The 17,698-nt window shown below is 60.8% G+C and carries 16 protein-coding genes; 7 read left to right on the top strand and 9 right to left on the bottom strand.

Going from position 1 to position 17,698, the window contains the following annotated elements; genetic code table 11:
- Window positions 1–28: 28 nt before the first annotated feature.
- Window positions 29–1,261: a putative DNA modification/repair radical SAM protein gene (locus tag ACQY8Q_RS11490; RefSeq protein WP_113247095.1), complete on the top strand. Its 1,233-nt coding sequence runs from the start codon at window positions 29–31 to the stop codon at window positions 1,259–1,261.
- Window positions 1,261–2,769 (top strand): UdgX family uracil-DNA binding protein, encoded by a 1,509-nt coding sequence (locus ACQY8Q_RS11485; RefSeq protein WP_428426700.1) that lies wholly within the window; start codon window positions 1,261–1,263, stop codon window positions 2,767–2,769. The genes ACQY8Q_RS11490 and ACQY8Q_RS11485 overlap by 1 nt, the downstream gene beginning before the upstream one ends.
- A gap of 2 nt (window positions 2,770–2,771) precedes the next feature.
- Here ACQY8Q_RS11485 and ACQY8Q_RS11480 read toward each other — a convergent pair whose 3' ends face one another.
- From ACQY8Q_RS11480 to ACQY8Q_RS11470, 3 genes are all read right to left on the bottom strand, one after another.
- Window positions 2,772–3,899, bottom strand: coding sequence for an NAD(P)/FAD-dependent oxidoreductase (locus ACQY8Q_RS11480; protein ID WP_428426699.1), 1,128 nt, complete (start codon window positions 3,897–3,899; stop codon window positions 2,772–2,774).
- Window positions 3,900–3,998: 99 nt separating this feature from the next.
- The gene (locus ACQY8Q_RS11475; protein WP_428426698.1) at window positions 3,999–4,955 is read right to left on the bottom strand and encodes a LysR family transcriptional regulator; all 957 of its coding nucleotides are present in this window, start codon (window positions 4,953–4,955) and stop codon (window positions 3,999–4,001) included.
- A gap of 12 nt (window positions 4,956–4,967) precedes the next feature.
- Window positions 4,968–6,209: a M24 family metallopeptidase gene (locus ACQY8Q_RS11470; protein ID WP_428426697.1), complete on the bottom strand. Its 1,242-nt coding sequence runs from the start codon at window positions 6,207–6,209 to the stop codon at window positions 4,968–4,970.
- 139 nt (window positions 6,210–6,348) lie between these two features.
- Between ACQY8Q_RS11470 and ACQY8Q_RS11465 the strand changes: the two genes are divergently transcribed.
- Both ACQY8Q_RS11465 and ACQY8Q_RS11460 read left to right on the top strand, forming a co-directional pair.
- Complete coding sequence (locus tag ACQY8Q_RS11465; protein ID WP_428426696.1) at window positions 6,349–7,536, top strand: acyl-CoA dehydrogenase; 1,188 nt, start codon at window positions 6,349–6,351, stop codon at window positions 7,534–7,536.
- Between the two features lie 8 nt (window positions 7,537–7,544).
- On the top strand, window positions 7,545–8,717 hold the full coding sequence (locus tag ACQY8Q_RS11460) for a CaiB/BaiF CoA transferase family protein (protein WP_428426695.1): 1,173 nt from the start codon (window positions 7,545–7,547) through the stop codon (window positions 8,715–8,717).
- A 7-nt stretch (window positions 8,718–8,724) separates the two neighbouring features.
- Here the strand turns inward: ACQY8Q_RS11460 and ACQY8Q_RS11455 are convergent, their stop codons facing one another.
- A complete protein-coding gene (locus tag ACQY8Q_RS11455) occupies window positions 8,725–10,182 on the bottom strand; it encodes an NAD-dependent succinate-semialdehyde dehydrogenase (protein WP_428426694.1) in 1,458 nt (485 codons plus the stop codon).
- A 146-nt stretch (window positions 10,183–10,328) separates the two neighbouring features.
- Window positions 10,329–11,597, bottom strand: coding sequence for a 4-aminobutyrate--2-oxoglutarate transaminase (locus tag ACQY8Q_RS11450; protein WP_428426693.1), 1,269 nt, complete (start codon window positions 11,595–11,597; stop codon window positions 10,329–10,331).
- A 215-nt stretch (window positions 11,598–11,812) separates the two neighbouring features.
- Between ACQY8Q_RS11450 and ACQY8Q_RS11445 the strand changes: the two genes are divergently transcribed.
- Together ACQY8Q_RS11445 and ACQY8Q_RS11440 are read left to right on the top strand one after the other, a co-directional pair.
- The gene (locus ACQY8Q_RS11445) at window positions 11,813–12,640 is read left to right on the top strand and encodes a MerR family transcriptional regulator (RefSeq protein WP_428426692.1); all 828 of its coding nucleotides are present in this window, start codon (window positions 11,813–11,815) and stop codon (window positions 12,638–12,640) included.
- Between the two features lie 142 nt (window positions 12,641–12,782).
- Complete coding sequence (locus ACQY8Q_RS11440) at window positions 12,783–13,562, top strand: ABC transporter substrate-binding protein (RefSeq protein ID WP_428426691.1); 780 nt, start codon at window positions 12,783–12,785, stop codon at window positions 13,560–13,562.
- Window positions 13,563–13,624: 62 nt separating this feature from the next.
- Here the strand turns inward: ACQY8Q_RS11440 and ACQY8Q_RS11435 are convergent, their stop codons facing one another.
- Together ACQY8Q_RS11435 and ACQY8Q_RS11430 are read right to left on the bottom strand one after the other, a co-directional pair.
- Entirely contained in the window at window positions 13,625–14,059 is a 435-nt protein-coding gene (locus tag ACQY8Q_RS11435) for a DUF1801 domain-containing protein (protein WP_428426690.1), read from the bottom strand.
- A 43-nt stretch (window positions 14,060–14,102) separates the two neighbouring features.
- Window positions 14,103–15,098 (bottom strand): MDR family oxidoreductase, encoded by a 996-nt coding sequence (locus ACQY8Q_RS11430; RefSeq protein WP_428426689.1) that lies wholly within the window; start codon window positions 15,096–15,098, stop codon window positions 14,103–14,105.
- A 375-nt stretch (window positions 15,099–15,473) separates the two neighbouring features.
- Here ACQY8Q_RS11430 and ACQY8Q_RS11425 point away from each other — a divergent pair, with 375 nt between their 5' ends.
- Window positions 15,474–15,596 (top strand): hypothetical protein, encoded by a 123-nt coding sequence (locus tag ACQY8Q_RS11425; protein WP_274534236.1) that lies wholly within the window; start codon window positions 15,474–15,476, stop codon window positions 15,594–15,596.
- On the opposite strand, the gene ACQY8Q_RS11420 is transcribed toward ACQY8Q_RS11425, so the two are convergent.
- Window positions 15,593–17,002: a sensor histidine kinase gene (locus ACQY8Q_RS11420; protein ID WP_428426688.1), complete on the bottom strand. Its 1,410-nt coding sequence runs from the start codon at window positions 17,000–17,002 to the stop codon at window positions 15,593–15,595. The two genes, ACQY8Q_RS11425 and ACQY8Q_RS11420, sit on opposite strands and share 4 nt — an antisense overlap.
- Window positions 17,002–17,676 (bottom strand): response regulator, encoded by a 675-nt coding sequence (locus ACQY8Q_RS11415; RefSeq protein WP_428426687.1) that lies wholly within the window; start codon window positions 17,674–17,676, stop codon window positions 17,002–17,004. The genes ACQY8Q_RS11420 and ACQY8Q_RS11415 overlap by 1 nt, the downstream gene beginning before the upstream one ends.
- Window positions 17,677–17,698: the final 22 nt, after the last annotated feature.

The following is a 17,698-nucleotide window of genomic DNA, read 5'->3' as shown; positions in this document are numbered from 1 at the left end:
ACTCAATAAGAACATAACATGAACGGTTATGAAGAAGTCGCTGAATGAACGGTTGGCCATCCTGTCCGATGCTGCCAAATACGATGCTTCCTGCGCCTCAAGCGGGACAGTGAAGCGCGATTCGTCGAAGTCCGGCGGGCTCGGATCGACGGAAGGGTCCGGCATCTGCCACGCCTATGCGCCGGACGGACGTTGTATCTCGCTGCTCAAGATCCTGATGACGAATTTCTGCATCTATGACTGCGCCTATTGCATCAACCGCTCGTCCAGCAATGTCGAGCGTGCGCGGTTCAGCGTCGAGGAAGTCGTCTGGCTGACCCTGGAATTCTACCGGCGCAACTATATCGAGGGTCTGTTCCTCTCGTCCGGGATTATCCGCTCGTCGGATTACACGATGGAGGAAATGGTCCGCATCGCCCGCGAATTGCGCGTAACCCATAATTTTGGCGGCTATATCCATCTGAAATCCATTCCGGAGGCCTCGCCGCTGTTGATCGAGCAGGCCGGGCTTTATGCCGATCGCCTGTCTATCAACATCGAACTGCCGACCGATACGGGCCTAACCCGGCTTGCACCGGAAAAGCGGCCGGCCAATATCCGTAAATCGATGGGCGAACTCAGGCTGAAGATCGAGGCCGCCAATGATCCGACGCTGCAGACCAAGCGGCGCAAGCGGTTCGTGCCGGCCGGGCAGAGTACGCAGATGATCGTCGGGGCCGATCAGGCCAATGACAAGGTCATCCTTGGCACCAGCGCCCGGCTCTATGGCAGCTATGGCCTGCGCCGGGTGTATTATTCCGCGTTTAGCCCCATTCCCGATGCCTCGAAAAACCTGCCCTTGATCAAGCCGCCCCTGATGCGCGAGCACCGGCTTTATCAAGCCGACTGGCTCTATCGCTTCTATGGTTTCGGCATCGAGGAAATCACCGAAAACCAGCCGGACGGCATGCTCGACCTGAAGCTTGATCCGAAACTCGCCTGGGCGCTCGTCAATCGCCATCGTTTTCCCGTGAATATCAACACGGCCGAACGCGAGATGCTGCTGCGGGTGCCAGGCCTGGGAACGAAGGCCGTCAACGGCATCCTGTCTGCCCGGCGTCACCGCCGTTTGCGGCTGGAGGATCTGGCGCGTCTGCATGTCTCGATCAAGAAAGTGCAGTCGTTTGTCGTGACTGAGGGCTGGACGCCGCATCGGTTGATCGACCGCTCCGATCTGCGGGCCATGTTCGAGCCGAAGCCCGAGCAGCTGGCGCTGTTGTGATGAAGACGATTTTGCTGGAGGGCCGGGGCGATCTGACCGAGTGGCGAGAAGCTGCCCGGTCTCTGCTGCTTGCGCGCACAGAACCGCGAACAATCGACTGGCGTTGCAGAAACGGCGCGGCGGACGATCTGTTCGGACCGGCTGCGCAAGTGCCGGAGACGGCTGTTGCTACTGCTGCGACAGCGTCCACCGTGACAGTACCGAAGGCTTTCCTGTCATTGGCGCAAGCTGTGATCTGCCACAGCGATCCTTTACGGTTCCAGCTTCTCTACCGGGTTCTCTTTCGGCTGCAGGAGGATCGCACGCTACTGGAGGTCCTTTCCGATGCCGACGTGGCGCAATTGCAAGCGATGGAAAAATCCGTGTGGCGCGATTGCCACAAGATGACGGCTTTCGTCCGGTTCAAGGAGATCGATGCGAAGCAGAAACATGCACGCCGGTGTTTTCTGGCCTGGTTCGAGCCCGACCATCATATCGTCGCCCGCGCCGCGCCGTTCTTCCAGCGCCGGTTTACCGACATGGACTGGATCATTGCCACGCCCAAGGGGACTGCGGCCTGGGACGGCGAGGCGTTGACGATTTCGGCGGAGGCGGCAGAAAATCCGATGCTGACCGATCAAACTGATGCGCTATGGCGCACCTATTTTTCCAACATCTTCAATCCGGCCCGCCTGAAGGTGAAGATGATGATGACGGAGATGCCGAAGAAATACTGGAAAAACCTGCCGGAGGCGGAACTCATTCCGGGCCTGATTGCCGGTGCGGAAGCGAACGTCATTGCCATGGCCGAGCGGGCCGCCAGCGAGGCGCCATTGTTTCACCAGCGGCTGCAGGCCATTGCCCAGGCCGAGCCGGAGATTGTCCGGCCGCCGGCAGGAACGCTTGATGAGCTTCGTGAGGAGGCACGGCATTGCACACGTTGCGCACTTCATTGCACTGCAACGCAGACTGTCTTCGGCGAGGGGCCGCAGGACGCCGATATCATGATTGTTGGCGAACAACCGGGCGACCAGGAGGATCTTGCCGGCCGACCCTTCGTCGGCCCGGCCGGTACGGTGTTCAATGCTGTCGCTGAAGAGGTTGGGCTGGAACGTCAGAGCACCTATGTCACTAATGCAGTCAAGCATTTCAAATACGAGCCGCGCGGCAAGCGCCGGATCCATCAGAAGCCGAATGTTGGCGAGGTCCAGCATTGCAAATGGTGGCTGACGCGGGAACTGGCGCTGATCCAGCCGAAACTAGTGGTGGCAATGGGATCAACGGCGCTGATGGCTCTTACTGACAGCCGGCAACGGCTTGCGGATTTGCGCGGTCAGATGCTGCAACTCGGCGCCGGACAGTCGCTGCTTGTCACCGTGCATCCCGCCTATCTCCTTCGCATCCCGGATGAGGGGCGCAAGCAAGAGGAAATGGCACGTTTCCGCTCGGATATTGCCCGTGCAGCCGCATTCGGGCGCCGGACAATGTCCGATGCGCGGCTGGAGCAACACAATGCTCGCAACGGGTGACATCAGGCTTTCAACCGGCAAGGGCTGAACTGCCTAGGATCGAGTACCTGCGCGCCAAACCCTTCCGGTTGTGGTTGGCCGGTCAACAGGCTTGCCGCCAAGGCGCCGAGGGCCGGCGAGGTGAGGATGCCGTAGCCGCCCTGGCCTGCCAGCCAGAAGAAATCCGGTTGATCGGATGCCGCGCCGATCACCGGAAGTTTGTCGGATGAAAAGCTGCGCATTCCGGCCCAGCTCTTGGCAACGCGGCGAACCGGGATCGTCGTTGCCTCCTCGACATAGTGTGCTGCCCAGGCGACATCGAGTTCCTCCGGCTGCACGTCGCCGGGTTCGCAGGGCGTGGCATCGGCCGGGCTTGCGAACAGGCGGCCGGCGTCGGGCTTCATGTAGAAATCCTCGTCGATCTCATTGATCTCCGGCATTGCGAAAATATCGATCCTTTCGGGAAGATCGACGGTAATGGCCGTGCGGCGATGCGGGATGATACCGAGTGGCTTGACGCCAAAAATTTCCGCCGTTGGATCGGCCCAGCCACCGGCGGCATTGACCACGGTTTTGGCGCGGACAGGGCCGGTTGATGTCTCGATGGTCCATGCCTGTCCATCATGGCTGGCGGAAAGAACAGCGTGGCGTTCGCGGACCTCAGCGCCGTTGCGGCGGGAGCCTTTCACATAACCCTGCAGCAGGCTCTCGACCTCTATATCCCAGAAGTTCGGATCGTAGAACGCGGCAGCGGCGTAGCCCGGTTTCAGGATTGGGATGCGGGCCAGTACTTGCGCCTCGTCGAGCGGTTCGAGTTCCGGCGTGAAAGCCAGCTCGGCACGGAAAACCTCCTGCAGACGTGAAGCCTTTTCGGCATTGGCAATCATCACGCCGCCGCGCTGTTTCAGAAGCGGAATGTCCGAAAATCCTTCAGGCGGACTATCGAAGAAGTCCTTGGCGATCGCGGCAAGTTGGCAGATTTCAGGCGCATTGTAGCGCAGCACGAATTCGGCGGCGGAGCGGCCGGTGCTGTGATAGCCAAGCGCCGTTTCCCGTTCGAGCACGACGACAGAGCGATGGGGGCTGAGGAAATAGGCAAGCGACAGGCCGGCGATGCCGCCGCCAATGATTGCCACGTCGAATGTCTGCATGTCAGCCCGCCCTTTACGGTATTTGCGATCTCCCATCGCGCCGCCGGACCGTAACGGTGGGGAGCCCGATGTTCAAATTTATAGTGGCGAAGCTGACTATCAGGCAGATTGATGCTCTGTGCTGTGATCAAGTGGTTCCGTGTCTGCGACATGGCGCAGGAAGGCAGCTTCGGCGGGATTGAGGATCGCATTGGGATTGGTGATGCGGAAAACATCCGTGGTCGGCAGGAGGTCGTAGGGTGGCAATTGCCAGAGGTCACCTACGGCCAAGCCCGGTGCGGCCAGATGATCCGGCACCATGCCGATGCCGATATTGGCTGCTATCAGGCGCAGGACTTCCTCGACATTGCAGGAGACCGCGCGCACCTGCTGGCCGAAGGAGCCCATGGCGCGCACGGCGGTAATCGCATTCATATGCTGGCCGCCGAGAACATCGGCGATGAAGGCGATGTAGGGATCGCCACGCAGGTCGTTTAGGGTGGCAGTCTTCGCGCCGAAAAGCCGATGGCCCCGGCCGCAGTAGAGACCGTATTGCTCGCGGATATGGAAGCTCTTGCCGAGCGCTTCGGGAATGTTGCCGTCGCACAGGCCAATGGTGGCGATGTTGCGCTCGACCGCACTGATGACGCTGACGGTGGTTTCCACGGTGATGCTGAGCGTTGCCTTCGGATAGAGCTGGAAGAAGCTTTCGAGCTTGCTGTCCCAGGCTGGATTGTGCGCATGGCTGACCGAGTGGATGCTGACATGGCCGGTTACGTCGTCGCCTGCGGTTTCCAGCGCATTCGGCAGGCGCACCACCGCCGCGAAGATATCGCGGCACTGGTGAAGCAGCTTTTCCCCGGCTTCCGTCAGGTCGAACCGGCCCGGACGCCGGTCGATCAGCTTTTGGCCGACGGTCTGTTCCAGCCGCTTCAACGCCATGCTGACGGCGGGTTGCTGCAACAACAGCCGGTTGGCCGCAGCCGTGATGCTGCCCTCTTCGACCACGACGACAAAGGTGCGCAGCAAATTCCAGTCGAGATTGTGGGCGAAGCGTTCGAGGCGATTGTCAGGCATGGAAAGCCGTGATCAGAGGGAAACGAGACCGGACGGTAGCCGGTTCATGATCTCGTGGCCATCCTGCGTGATCAAAAGCTGGTTCTCGATGATCATGCCGCCGACGCCATCGACATACCACGGCGTCTCGAAAGCGAGCACCATGCCGAGCTCGATGATGACATCCGATTGGCGCGACAGGAACGGCCATTCCTCGCTGCCAAGCCCAGCGCCCAGCCCATGGCCGAAATGGCCGCGTGTGTAGCCTGGAAAGCCTGCCTTCCCCATCGCCTCGGTCGTCACCCGGTGCACCTCGCTCATGGCGATGCCGGGCTTCAGCAGCGGCAGGCCCGCGTCATAGGCCGTTTGCAGGGCATCGAACAACCGGGCTTGAAGGGCAGACGGCTTGCCACAGACGAAGGTGCGGCCGGTGTCCGATGTATAGCCGGCAATCAAGCAGCCGACATCGACCTTGATCAGATCGCCGTGTTCGACCACGCCACCCTTAGTCCACGGGTTCTGGCCAACGGAGACATATTCCCAGAGCCCGGTGAGATTCTGGATATTGCGCCGGGCTGCTTCCGCCCTGGCACCCTTTTCCCAGGCGGCCGCCAGGGCGTCACGGTTGACACCGATGTCGATGGTTTCGCGCAAGGCAACGATTCCGGCTTCGGCCAGTTCGACGGCCGTGCGCAGGTAACCGATCTCGGTTGGCGATTTTATCATCTTCAATCGCCGGACAAGATCGGAGGCGTCAAGCAATTCGGCATCGGGCAAGGCGGCGGACAACAGCCGGAAATCGGCAACGGAAAGGCCATCGAATTCAATGCCGATCCGGCCTTCGCCGAGCCCCTTGTCCGCAAGAAGCTCTGCGGCCAGCTGGAAACCCACATTCGCGTCAAAAGTCTCCGGACGTTGAAAACCGGATGCGCGCCCCTGTTTTGCCCAGGCGGATTTTATCAGTGCTTCCGGCGGCTGTGCTTCCATGCCCCGGATATCGCCGGTCTCGACCCAGATCGGATTGATACGGATATCTTTGATCGCGCTGGAGGTGCGGAATGCTACCTCGAACAGATCCGTGACCACGGCTGCTGGCGGAAGGGCGGGATCGGCAGGGATGATGGCGGCCACGGCACCGGCACGCCGCCACATCGTCGCGACGCCGGCGGGGGCGCCTGTTGCGTAGGTAAAGCTTTCCGGCGAAAGCAGCAGCAGCGCGTCGAGCCCGGCGGCTTCCATCAACTGCGATGCGCGTGTCCTGTCGAGGTGAGCCATGCCGTTTCCTTGTCCTGTATCTTCGAGGTCTTGCGTGCCGCCATTCCCGCAGCGCATGAGGCAGTGCCGCATTTTCGTTTGTATCACCCTGCCCGGCTTGCCATAACGGTTACAAGAAGGAAAGTGACGGGAGGACGATATGGCTTCAAGACAGGAATTCCAGTGGGACGACGCATTTCTGCTGGAGGATCAGCTTTCTGAAGACGAGCGGATGATCCGCGATACGGCCCGCGCCTATGCGCAGGATAAGCTGCAGCCGCGCGTCATCGATGCCTACCGCAACGAGACGACCGATCCCTCAATCTTCCGCGAAATGGGCGAACTCGGCCTGCTCGGCGTCACCGTGCCGGATAGCTATGGCGGCGTTGGCGCATCCTACGTGGCCTATGGCCTGGTTGCCCGCGAAGTGGAGCGTGTCGACTCAGGCTACCGCTCGATGATGAGCGTCCAGTCTTCGCTCGTCATCTACCCAATCCACGCCTATGGCTCGGAAGAGCAGCGCCAGAAATATCTGCCGAAACTAATCAGCGGCGAGTGGATCGGCTGTTTCGGCCTCACTGAGCCGGATGCCGGTTCCGATCCGGGCGGCATGAAGACGCGGGCGGTGAAGACCGATGGCGGCTACCGGTTGAGTGGCTCCAAAATGTGGATTTCCAACGCGCCGATCGCCGATGTCTTCGTCGTCTGGGCGAAATCCGAGGCGCATGGCAATGCCATTCGTGGCTTCGTGCTGGAAAAGGGTATGAAGGGCCTCTCTGCCCCGAAGATCGGCGGCAAGCTGTCGCTGCGCGCCTCGATCACCGGCGAAATCGTCATGGACAATGTCGAAGTCGGCGAAGATGCATTGCTGCCGAATGTCGAGGGCCTGAAAGGTCCGTTCGGCTGCCTCAACCGCGCCCGCTACGGTATTTCCTGGGGCGTGCTCGGTTCGGCGGAATTCTGCTGGCATGCGGCCCGCCAATACGGGCTTGACCGCAAGCAGTTCGGCCGTCCGCTAGCGCAGACCCAGCTTTTCCAGAAGAAGCTTGCCGACATGCAGACGGAAATCACCCTTGGGCTTCAGGCATCACTGCGCGTCGGTCAGCTGATGGATGCAGGCCGGATGGCGCCGGAGATGATCTCGATCGTCAAGCGCAACAATTGTGGCAAGGCGCTGGATATTGCCCGCGCCGCCCGCGACATGCATGGTGGTAACGGCATTTCCGAGGATTACCAGGTGATGCGCCACATGGTGAACCTTGAAACGGTCAACACCTATGAAGGCACCCATGATGTACACGCCCTGATCCTCGGCCGCGCCCAGACCGGGCTGCAGGCTTTCTTCTGAGCGCCGGTATGGAAACGCCGCTGAAGGGCCTGAAGGTTCTCGAGCTTGCCCGCATTCTGGCGGGACCATGGATCGGCCAGACGCTGGCCGATCTCGGTGCCGATGTGATCAAGGTGGAAAGCCCCGCCGGAGACGATACCCGCACCTGGGGCCCGCCCTTTATCGAGAGCGACACCGGCGGCCATCTGGATGCTGCCTATTTCCACGCCTGCAATCGCGGCAAGCGCTCTGTCATTCTCGATTTCACCACCGAAGAGGGGCAGGAGGCGGTACGGCGGCTGGCGGCGCAGTCGGATGTGCTGCTAGAGAACTTCAAGGTCGGCGGGCTGGCAAAATACGGGCTGGATTATGAAAGCCTGAAAAAGGTCAATCCGCAGCTGATCTACTGCTCCGTCACCGGCTTTGGCCAGGACGGGCCTTATGCCCATCGCGCCGGTTACGACTATATCATCCAGGGCATGAGCGGCATCATGGACCTGACGGGCGATCCAGAGGGCGAGCCGCAGAAGATCGGCGTCGCCTTTGCCGATATTTTCACCGGCCTTTACGGGGTTATCGCCATACAGGCGGCGCTACATATGCGCGAGCGGACCGGCGTTGGCCAGCAGGTCGATATGGCTTTGTTCGACAGCATGACCGGGGTGCTTGCCAATCAGGCGCTGAATTTCCTCGTCTCCGGCCAGTCGCCACGCCGCCTCGGCAATGCGCATCCGAATATTGCGCCCTATCAGGTGTTCCCGGTCTCCGATGGCCATTTGATCGTCGCCGTCGGCAATGACCGGCAGTTCGTCAAATTCTGCACGCTGCTCGGGCTCGACAGCCTGGCGACCGATCCGCGTTACCTGACCAATGCGAGCCGGGTGAAAAACCGCGACACGCTGACGCCGGAATTGGCGGCGCGTACTGTGATTTATAGCCGGAATATGTTGCTTGCCATGCTGGAAGCAGCCGGCGTGCCCGGTGGCCCGATCAACACGGTGGCGGATGTGTTCTCGGACCCGCAAATCATTCACCGTAGCATGCGGGTGGATACGCCACATACGGGATCGGCATCAGGGACGGCGCCGGGCGTGCGGACGCCCATTCAGTTTTCAGGGGCCGAACTTGCCCTTGAGCGCGGTGCGCCAAGGCTTGGGGAGCATACGCGTGAGGTGCTGGCTGAGATCGGGATGAAGCCCTGACGGACCCTCAAATATTCCCCATGCAGAGATATTTCATCTCCAGATAATCCTCGGCGCCGTGGCGGGAGCCTTCGCGACCAATGCCGGATTGCTTGAGGCCGCCGAAGGGGGCGGCCTCAGACGACATGCGGCCGGTATTGATGCCGATCATGCCGTATTCCAGCGCTTCGGCGACACGCCAGACCTTTTTCAGTTCGGTCGCGTAGAAATAAGCGGCCAACCCGTAGATCGTGTCGTTTGCCTGCAGGATGACGTCTTCCATTGTCTCGAAGCGAATGATCGGGGCGACCGGTCCGAAGGTTTCGTCGCAGGCAACCAGCATGCCCTTGCCGACGTCTGAAAGCACGGTTGGTTCGAAGAAGGCGCCGGAGACGCGCTTGCCGCCGCAAAGAAGCTTTGCGCCCTTGCCGATCGCGTCGTTGACATGGGCTTCGACCTTCTCGATTGCCCGGCTATCGATCAGCGGGCCGATGGTGACGCCGGGGGAAAAGCCGTCGCCCACCTTCAATTTGGCAACTTCGGCCGCCAGCTTGGTGGTGAATTCATTATGGACCCGGCTCTGCACATAGATGCGATTGGCCGAGGTGCAGGTCTGGCCGGCATTGCGGAATTTCGCCTGGATGGCGCCATCGACAGCGGCATCGATATCGGCGTCGTCGAAGACGATGAAGGGTGCGCTGCCGCCGAGTTCGAGGCTGACTTTCTTGATCTGGTCGGAGCACTGCCGCATCAGGATGCGGCCGACTTCGGTCGAGCCGGTGAAACTGATCTTGCGCACCCTCGAATTGGTGCAGAGCTCGCGGCCGATCGCATCGCCCTCCGAGGCGAGCACGAGGTTGAGGACGCCCTTCGGAAAACCCGCCCGAAGGGCCAGCGCATGCATGGCCAGCGCCACCAGCGGCGTCTGTTCCGCGGGTTTGAGGATGATGGTGCAGCCAACCGCCAGCGCCGGTGCGATTTTTCGCGCCACCATTGATGCCGGAAAGTTCCAGGGCGTGATTGTGCCGACCACGCCGACCGGCTGCTTGATCACCATCATGCGGCGGTCGGTGGAAGGGGCGGGAATGGTCTCGCCGTAAACGCGCTTGGCCTCTTCCGCATACCATTCGATATAGGCGGCGGCGTGCTGGACCTCGGAGCGGGCTTCGTTGAGCGGCTTGCCCATTTCCGCAGTCAGGATTGCGGCGAGATCATCGATATGGGCAATGACCAGATCGTGCCAGCGGCGCAGGATCGTGCTGCGATCGCCGGCCGGGCGCTCGGCCCATGGAAATTGCGCCGCATAGGCATCATCGATCGCGGCGCGCGTTTCCATAACGCCCATATCCGGCAGTGTGGCGAGCAGGGCGCCATTCGATGGGTTATGGACGTCGAAGGTCTTTGCCGCAGGCGCCCATGGCGCGTTCACCAGTCCGAGCAGATGCGGATCCCTGACATGGGCGATCAATGTCTCGGTAAAGATCATCGGAGATCCTTTCTGGCGGTCCGCGCAGGCAGCGCAGGGCGGCATTTTCGTCGCGGGGACAATGCCGATAGCCGATAAAAGCAACCGGGTCTATCGGGCAGCATGGCGCCGCTACCCGATAGACTATGTTATGCCAACGCCTGAAATCAGGCGCGTGCTTCCAGGATCGACGCTTCCAGAATGTCCATCGCTTCGGCGAAGACGTTATCCTGAATGGTGATCGGCGCGAGGAAGCGGATAACGTTGCCATGCACGCCGCAGGTGAGCAGGATCAGGCCCTTTTCGAGCGCGATCAGACGGACGCGGTTGGCGAAATCGGCGCTCGGCAGATTGGTCTTCACGTCGTTGAACTCGACGGCGTTCATGAAGCCCGGGCCGCGAATGTCGATGATTTCCGGTGTCTGTTCGGCGATGGCCGCGAGGCGCTGCTTGAGGCGGCCGCCCAACTGTTCGGCGCGCTCGCACAGTTTTTCGTCTTCGATGATGTCGAGAACGGCGTGGGCAGCGGCAACGCCGATCGGGTTGCCGGCATAGGTGCCACCGAGGCCGCCGGGGCCGGGAGCATCCATGACCTCGGCGCGGCCAGTGACGGCTGCGATCGGGAAACCGCCGCCAAGGCCCTTGGCCATCGTCACGAGGTCAGCGGCAACGCCGTGATGTTCCATGGCAAACAGCTTGCCGGTGCGGGCAAAGCCGGTCTGCACTTCGTCGGCGATCAGAAGGATGCCGTGCTGGTCGCAGATCTCGCGGATCGCCTTGATGAAGGAGGTCGGCACCGGATAGAAGCCGCCTTCACCCTGCACAGGCTCGATGATGATGGCAGCGACGCGGTTCGGATCGACGTCTGCGGCGAAAAGGCGCTTCAGGGCAGCCAGCGACTGATCAGCGGAAACGCCCTGCAGCTCCACCGGGAAGGGCACGTGGAAGACGTCGGCCGGCATGGCGCCGAAGCCGACCTTGTAAGGCACGACCTTGCCGGTCAGGGCCATACCCATGAAAGTGCGGCCGTGAAAGCCGCCGCCGAAGGCGACGACGGCCTGGCGGCCGGTTGCGGCGCGGGCAATCTTGACGGCGTTCTCGACGGCTTCCGCACCCGTGGTGACGAAAATCGTCTTCTTGGCAAATTCACCCGGCAGGATGGCATTCAGCCGCTCTGCCAGCTCGACATAGTTTTCGTAAGGCACGACCTGATGGCAGGTGTGGGTGAAGCGATCGAGCTGCTTCTTGACGGCTTCGATGACGCGCGGATGGCGGTGGCCGGTGTTAACGACAGCGATACCGGCGGCGAAATCGATGTAACGATTGCCTTCCTTGTCCCAGATTTCGGAATTCTCGGCACGATCCGCATAGATCTGCGTGGTCATGCCGACACCGCGGGAAATGGCTGCGTTCTTGCGATCGGTCAAACTGGTCACGGGTATCATCCTGATGTTGCGTGGAGCGTTTTCGGTTGCAGATTTCTCGGAAATCCTATATTTTTTCTGTAGGTTTGCAAATCAAATTTTGTGATTTGAGAAGCAGCGCCGGGAATGGGTTTTCCGGGCTGATTTCTCGCGTCCGCACTGGCTGTTTGCTGCGCCAGGGCAGAAACAGCGCGCATGGATGGCTTGAAGATGTCACAGGACGGCTTATGAGTGATGCCATGAAGATACGCTACAAGGTCGCGGAAGCCGCACGGCTTGCCGGTGTTTCCGCATCGACCTTACGTCTGTGGGAGACACAAGGTCTGGTCGTACCGGATCGCTCGGTCACCGGCCATCGGCAATATAGCGAAGGCGATGTTGCCCAGTTGAAGCGGATCTCTTGGTTTCGTGCCGAGCGCGGGCTCAACCCCGCGGCGATCCGCGAGGCGCTCGAACTGGAAGCGGGAGAACTCGACGATGCCGGTCAGCCCGCCAATGGCGATACCACCCCGCAATCGCAGGTCGGGCGCAAGCTCAGGAGCCTGCGCCACGCTGCCGGCAAGACGCTGGAGCAGGTGGCCGGCGATATCGGCATCGCGGCTTCGGTGCTCTCCACGCTGGAGCGGACGTCGCAGGGTGTTTCGGTTGCCGTCCTGCACAATCTCGCCGAATATTTTTCGACGACGGTTTCCAGCCTATCCGGCGAAGACGAGCCGGATGTGCGAGCATTGGTGCGCTCGGGAGAATGGCGGACATGGCCGCGCACGACGCCGGGCGTGACTGTGCAGCTGCTGGCCGAGGGCCGCAACCAGATGGATTGCCACCGCTTCGTGCTGGAACCGGGCGCCTCCAGCGAGGGCGCCTACAAGCATGACGGCGAGGAGTTTGTCTACGTGCTCTCCGGCCGGGTAGAGTTCGTGCTGGATTCCGATCAGTTTCACGATCTGAGCCCCGGCGATTCCCTCTATTTCAACAGCCGCCGTCACCACGCCTGGTCAAACCGCCATGACGGCGAGACGGTGCTTTTGTGGATCAACACGCCACCAACGTTCTAGCCTCTTACGCCACGTTTTCCCAATTTGGCGATCAAGCGGATTTATACTGGCTATTATCTCTATCTATTTCGTTTATGTGCATTTCAGGCATAGAGTTTCCATCAAGCACCGGCAAACGGTGCGCCAAAGGGGAACTGAACGCATGAAAAAACATATGATCGCACTGGTTCTGGCCTGTGCCGCAGCCTTTTCCATGACGCCTGCCAATGCTGCCGAAAAGCTCCGGATAGGCACTGAAGGCGCCTATCCTCCGTTCAATTTCATTGACACCGCCGGAAAGATCGGTGGCTTCGACGTCGATATCGGTCTGGCGCTCTGCGCCAAGATACAGGTCGAATGCGAGGTGGTGGCGCAGGATTGGGATGGCATCATTCCGGGACTGGTCGCCAAGAAATACGACATGATCATCGCCTCGATGTTCATCACCGACGAGCGCCGGAAGCAGGTTTCCTTCAGCGATCCTTATTACATGGCGGCGATGACGCATGTGGCGGCAAAGGGTGCCGGTATTACCGCGTTTACCAACGAGGCGCTGAAGGGTAAGGTGATCGGCGCGCAGGCGGGCACGACGCAGGCCGAATATATCGCCGCCGTCTATCCCGATGCCGAGATCAAGCTTTATCCGACGCAGGACGAAGCCAATCTCGACATGGCCAATGGCCGCCTCGACATGGAAGTCGGCGACATGCTGCCGATGCTCGACTGGGTCAGCAAGAACAATGACGGCAAATGCTGTGAGCTGATCGGCGCGCCGATCACCGACCCGAAATTCGTCGGCGATGGCGTCGGCATCGCCCTTCGCCAGGAAGACAACGATCTTCGCGAAAAGCTCAACAAGGCGCTCGCTGAGATTCGTGCCGACGGCACCTACAAGACGATCAACGACAAGTACTTCACCATCGACGTCTATACGATGCGGTGAGGCCCGGAGCCGGTATCCGGTGAGCATCGGCATCGCGCCTGCCTCGGAACTGGCGGGCGTGGTTATGCCTTGTGGATTTTCTGTGCCGCCTTCTGCCGATGATAGGTCAGTGCGGCGCGAAGGCAGAGCGCCAGCGGCTCCCGGCGCAGATCGCCAGCTGCCGGGAGAAGCAGCGCCCGCTGGCCCTCAAAGGCAAAATCATCGGCAAAGTGCGCACGAAAAGTGTCGATCAGCGTAGTCTGGCAGTTGACGAACACAGCGCAGTGATCGGGCGCCAACTTGGATACGCCCAGCCGGATGGTCGTTCCGCTTCTGCTGGCTTCAGTCAGATAGGCCGGTTCGCACCATTTCAGTGTTTCAGTCAGAGGGCCGACGCCTTCGGTTTCTGCTGCCACAGCAAAGATTAGGTCTCGGATTTGCAGCAGCCGTAGTCTGATCGGCTCGGCATACCGCCCAAGCGCTTCGGCGACTTCTTTGGGAACGGGCAGGCTTGTCATTCCGTGTTCCTCGGTAATGGCTGTCCCAGCCTCTGGGGCCGGTCTATTTCGTGACGTCGATGACGACACGGCCGCGGATTTTTCCGGCGACGATGTCTTCTGCCAGTTTCGGCAGGCGAGACAATGGTTCAACCGTCGTCATGGTTGCCAGCTGCTTCCGGTCGAGGCTTTCGGCCAGAATGGCCCAGGCCCTGTCGCGTTCGGCATGCGGTGCCGTTACCGAATTGATGCCGAGCAATGCGACGCCGCGCAGGATATGCGGCATGACGGTTGCCGGAAGGTCGGCACCGCCAGCGAGACCGCAGGCCGCAACCGCGCCGCTTTGGAAGGTCTGCGCCAGAACATTGGCAAGCGTCGTGGAGCCGACGGAATCGATGACGCCTGCCCAACGCTCCTTTTGAAGTGCGCCGCCCTTTGCGGCAAGTTCAGCGCGATCGATGAAACCGGTTGCGCCGAGGCTCGAAAGATAGTCGTGGGCTTCCGGCCGTCCTGTTGAGGCGGTGACTGTGTAGCCTCGCTCGGCGAGCAGCGCGATGGCGACAGAGCCGACGCCACCGGCAGCACCAGTGACCAGGATTTCGCGATCATCCGTCTTGATCTTGCCCCAGGCTTCCAGGGCATCGATCGCAAGCGCTGCCGTATAGCCGGCGGTGCCGATCGCCATGCTTTCTTCCAGCGTGAAGGCGTCGGGCAGGCGCGTCAGCCATTCGGATTTCAGCCTCTGGAACCGCGTATAGCCGCCCCATTCGGTCTCCGACATGCCCCAGCCGTTGACGACAACCTTGTCGCCGGTCTTCCAGTCGGGATTGCGGGATTCGATGACAATACCGGAAAGATCGACCCCGGCCACCATCGGCAGGCGGCGGGCGATACGGCCCTTGCCCGAAACGGCGAGGCCATCCTTGTAGTTGAGCGTCGAGAACAGCACCTCGACCAGCACGTCGTGATCCGGAAGATCCGCAAATGTCAGATTCCGGAAATCTGCCACCGGTTTGCCGTCACGATCATCGATCACGAGCGCCCTGAAATGGTCCGTCATGGTTTTCTCCCGTCAATTCTGACGCAGCATGGCATGAGAAAAAACCAAAAGCCATTTCGACCAAAGGCATGAAAGGCGCTGCGATCCGCTGGCGATACGCAATACCGGTTCTTTGGGGACCCTGAAAGAGCGTGAAGAAACCTTCCGGCGGTGCTGGTTCGCACTTCATAAGCAAACCGTTGATTCGTCAGGCAATTATCGACGAAAGAACACTTATGATTTCTGCGAATTTACTTGTAACAGTATGTATTTCGTATGGATGAATTTCGAGATTATCTGCCATGCTTGCCATGCAGGGCAGATTTGCTTTTCACCCTCTGGCGAAATACATGGCGGAGTGTTATCTCACCCTCGCAACAACCAATGGAGCATATCATGTTTTCGCAGCGCAAGCTGTCGAGCCCGTCTGATCGCGGTTTTGTCCAGATGATCTGGAACGCGATCCTTCTCGTTCAGACCCGTGAAACGACCTCTCTCATGACAGGTCGCAACCGCTAGGCAGATATAGCGGCCGGGCCAGCTGTCGCGGCTGGAAATGTGACCGAGGCTTTCAGTCCCTTGCCCTCCGGCCCTTCTCCTAGCGCAAGATGTCCGCCGAACAGTCCGGCGATTTCTTCGACGATCGGAAGTCCCAACCCCATCCCCGGTGCTTGCCCGCGTCCGCCGCGGGCAAAACGCTGGCGCACGACCTGCCGGTTCTCCGGCGGGATGCCTGGGCCGTTGTCTTCCACATCGAGCCGGACGCCGTTCTTTTCGGTTTCCACCCGGACCGTGACTTCCGCCCCCTTGCCGGCATAGGCGATGGCGTTTTCAATCAGATTGCGCAGCAGTTCGCCGATCAAGAGCGGCTCCGCGCGGATCAACGCCTTACCATCACCCTCGAAGCCGAGATCGATGCCGGCCTCACCGGCACCGGGCACGCGGTCGCCGGTAATCTCCTGCGCCAGCGCGATCAGGTCGATGATCTCGAGCGGCTGCGGCTCCTTCGAGCCGGCAGCGTCGATCTTTGCCATCAACAGCAATTGCGCCAGGATGCGTTCGGCATGGGCAACGGCCTCGTCGCCCTTGCGGGCGGCGGCCTGTGCCTCCTCCAGCGTCGTGGCGCGGGCCGATAGCGCCAGCTGGGTGCGGATGATCGCCAGCGGCGTGCGCAGCTGGTGGCTGGCATTGCCGGAAAAGTGGCGCAGCGCATCGAGCGCCGATTGCAGACGCACCATGAAGGAATTGACCGTTTCGACCAGTCCCTCGACTTCACTCGGTACTGATTGATCGATCGGATGCAGATCGTCGGGGCTGCGCTCGGCAATGGCGTCGCCGAGCCTATAGAGCGGCCGCAGCGAAAAGGTGACCGCGATCCAGACGATAACGGCTGCCCCAAGAATCATCATCAGCAGCCGGAAGGCGGAGCGCAAAAGGATCGCCTGCGTCAATTGCCGCCGGGCAATCGTGGTTTCTGCGACGGTAACGACGAAGGGAACCGAATTGATGCCGGTCGAGGCGGATCGTTCCAGAGCTGCGACCCGGATTGGCTCGCCGCGAAATTGCGCATCGGTATACACGGCCGACTGGCCATTGAGATTGGCGACCGAGGGCAGGTTCTGGTAGCCGGTGATGAACTGGCCCGGCGGTCCGTCGACCCGGTAGAAGACGCGGTCCTGGGCGGCCGAGGTCAGCATCTCAAGTGCGACATAGGGAATATCGACTTCAAGCGAACCGTCTTCGGCGACCACGACCCGCTCGGCGATGGCCAGCGCCGACCCAGCAAGCACCCGGTCTGAGACAATATTCGCCGTCTTCACTGCCTCGCGATAGGTGTCGATCAGGGCAAGCGCTCCGATGACGACGGTCGAGATCAACAGCCAGGCCAAAAGCCCCCGGCGCAGCGAATAGGCGCGCCGCGCCATCAGGCGTCCGCCATCTTGTCGAGATAGTAGCCGATACCGCGCGCGGTGCGCACCGTCAGCCCGTGCGGCGCCAGGCGCTTGCGCAAGCGGCTGACATATTGCTCGATGGCATTGGCACTAAGATCGTCATCGAAGGCCGTCAGCGACTGGATGATCGCCTCCTTGGCAACCACCTTGCCGGCGCGCATGAACAGGATTTCGAGTAGGCCCAGCTCCCTCGCCGGGATATCCACCGTGATGCCATCGGCGGAAAAGGTGCGCGAATTGAGATCGAACGAAATCTTGCCATAGCTGACCAGCGACGAGCGCAGCCCCGCCTGCCGGCGCAGGAGAACGCGGACGCGAGCCTCGAACTCGCTGATGTCGAAGGGTTTGATCATGTAGTCGTCGGCGCCGAGATCGAGCCCCTTGATCTTTTCTTCCTGCGTGCCGCGCGCCGTCAGGATCAGCACCGCCGCCTTGTTCTGCCGCGCCCGCATCGATCGCAATACGTCGAGCCCATCCATTTCCGGCAGATTCAAATCGAGGATGACGAGGTCGAAGGTTTCCGTCGCGGTGACCGCATTGGCCGATGCGCCGTCGTGAACGACATCCACGGCATAGCCGCTGCCGCGCAGGATCGCGACAAGTCCTTCCGAAAGCGCCGTATTGTCCTCGACCAGTAGTATTCGCAAATGCCTGTTCTCCCTGATGTCA

The sequence above is a fragment of the Pararhizobium sp. genome (assembly GCF_965279435.1).
Classification (GTDB): domain Bacteria; phylum Pseudomonadota; class Alphaproteobacteria; order Rhizobiales; family Rhizobiaceae; genus Pararhizobium.
This window is presented reverse-complemented; position numbering and strand designations above follow the sequence as displayed.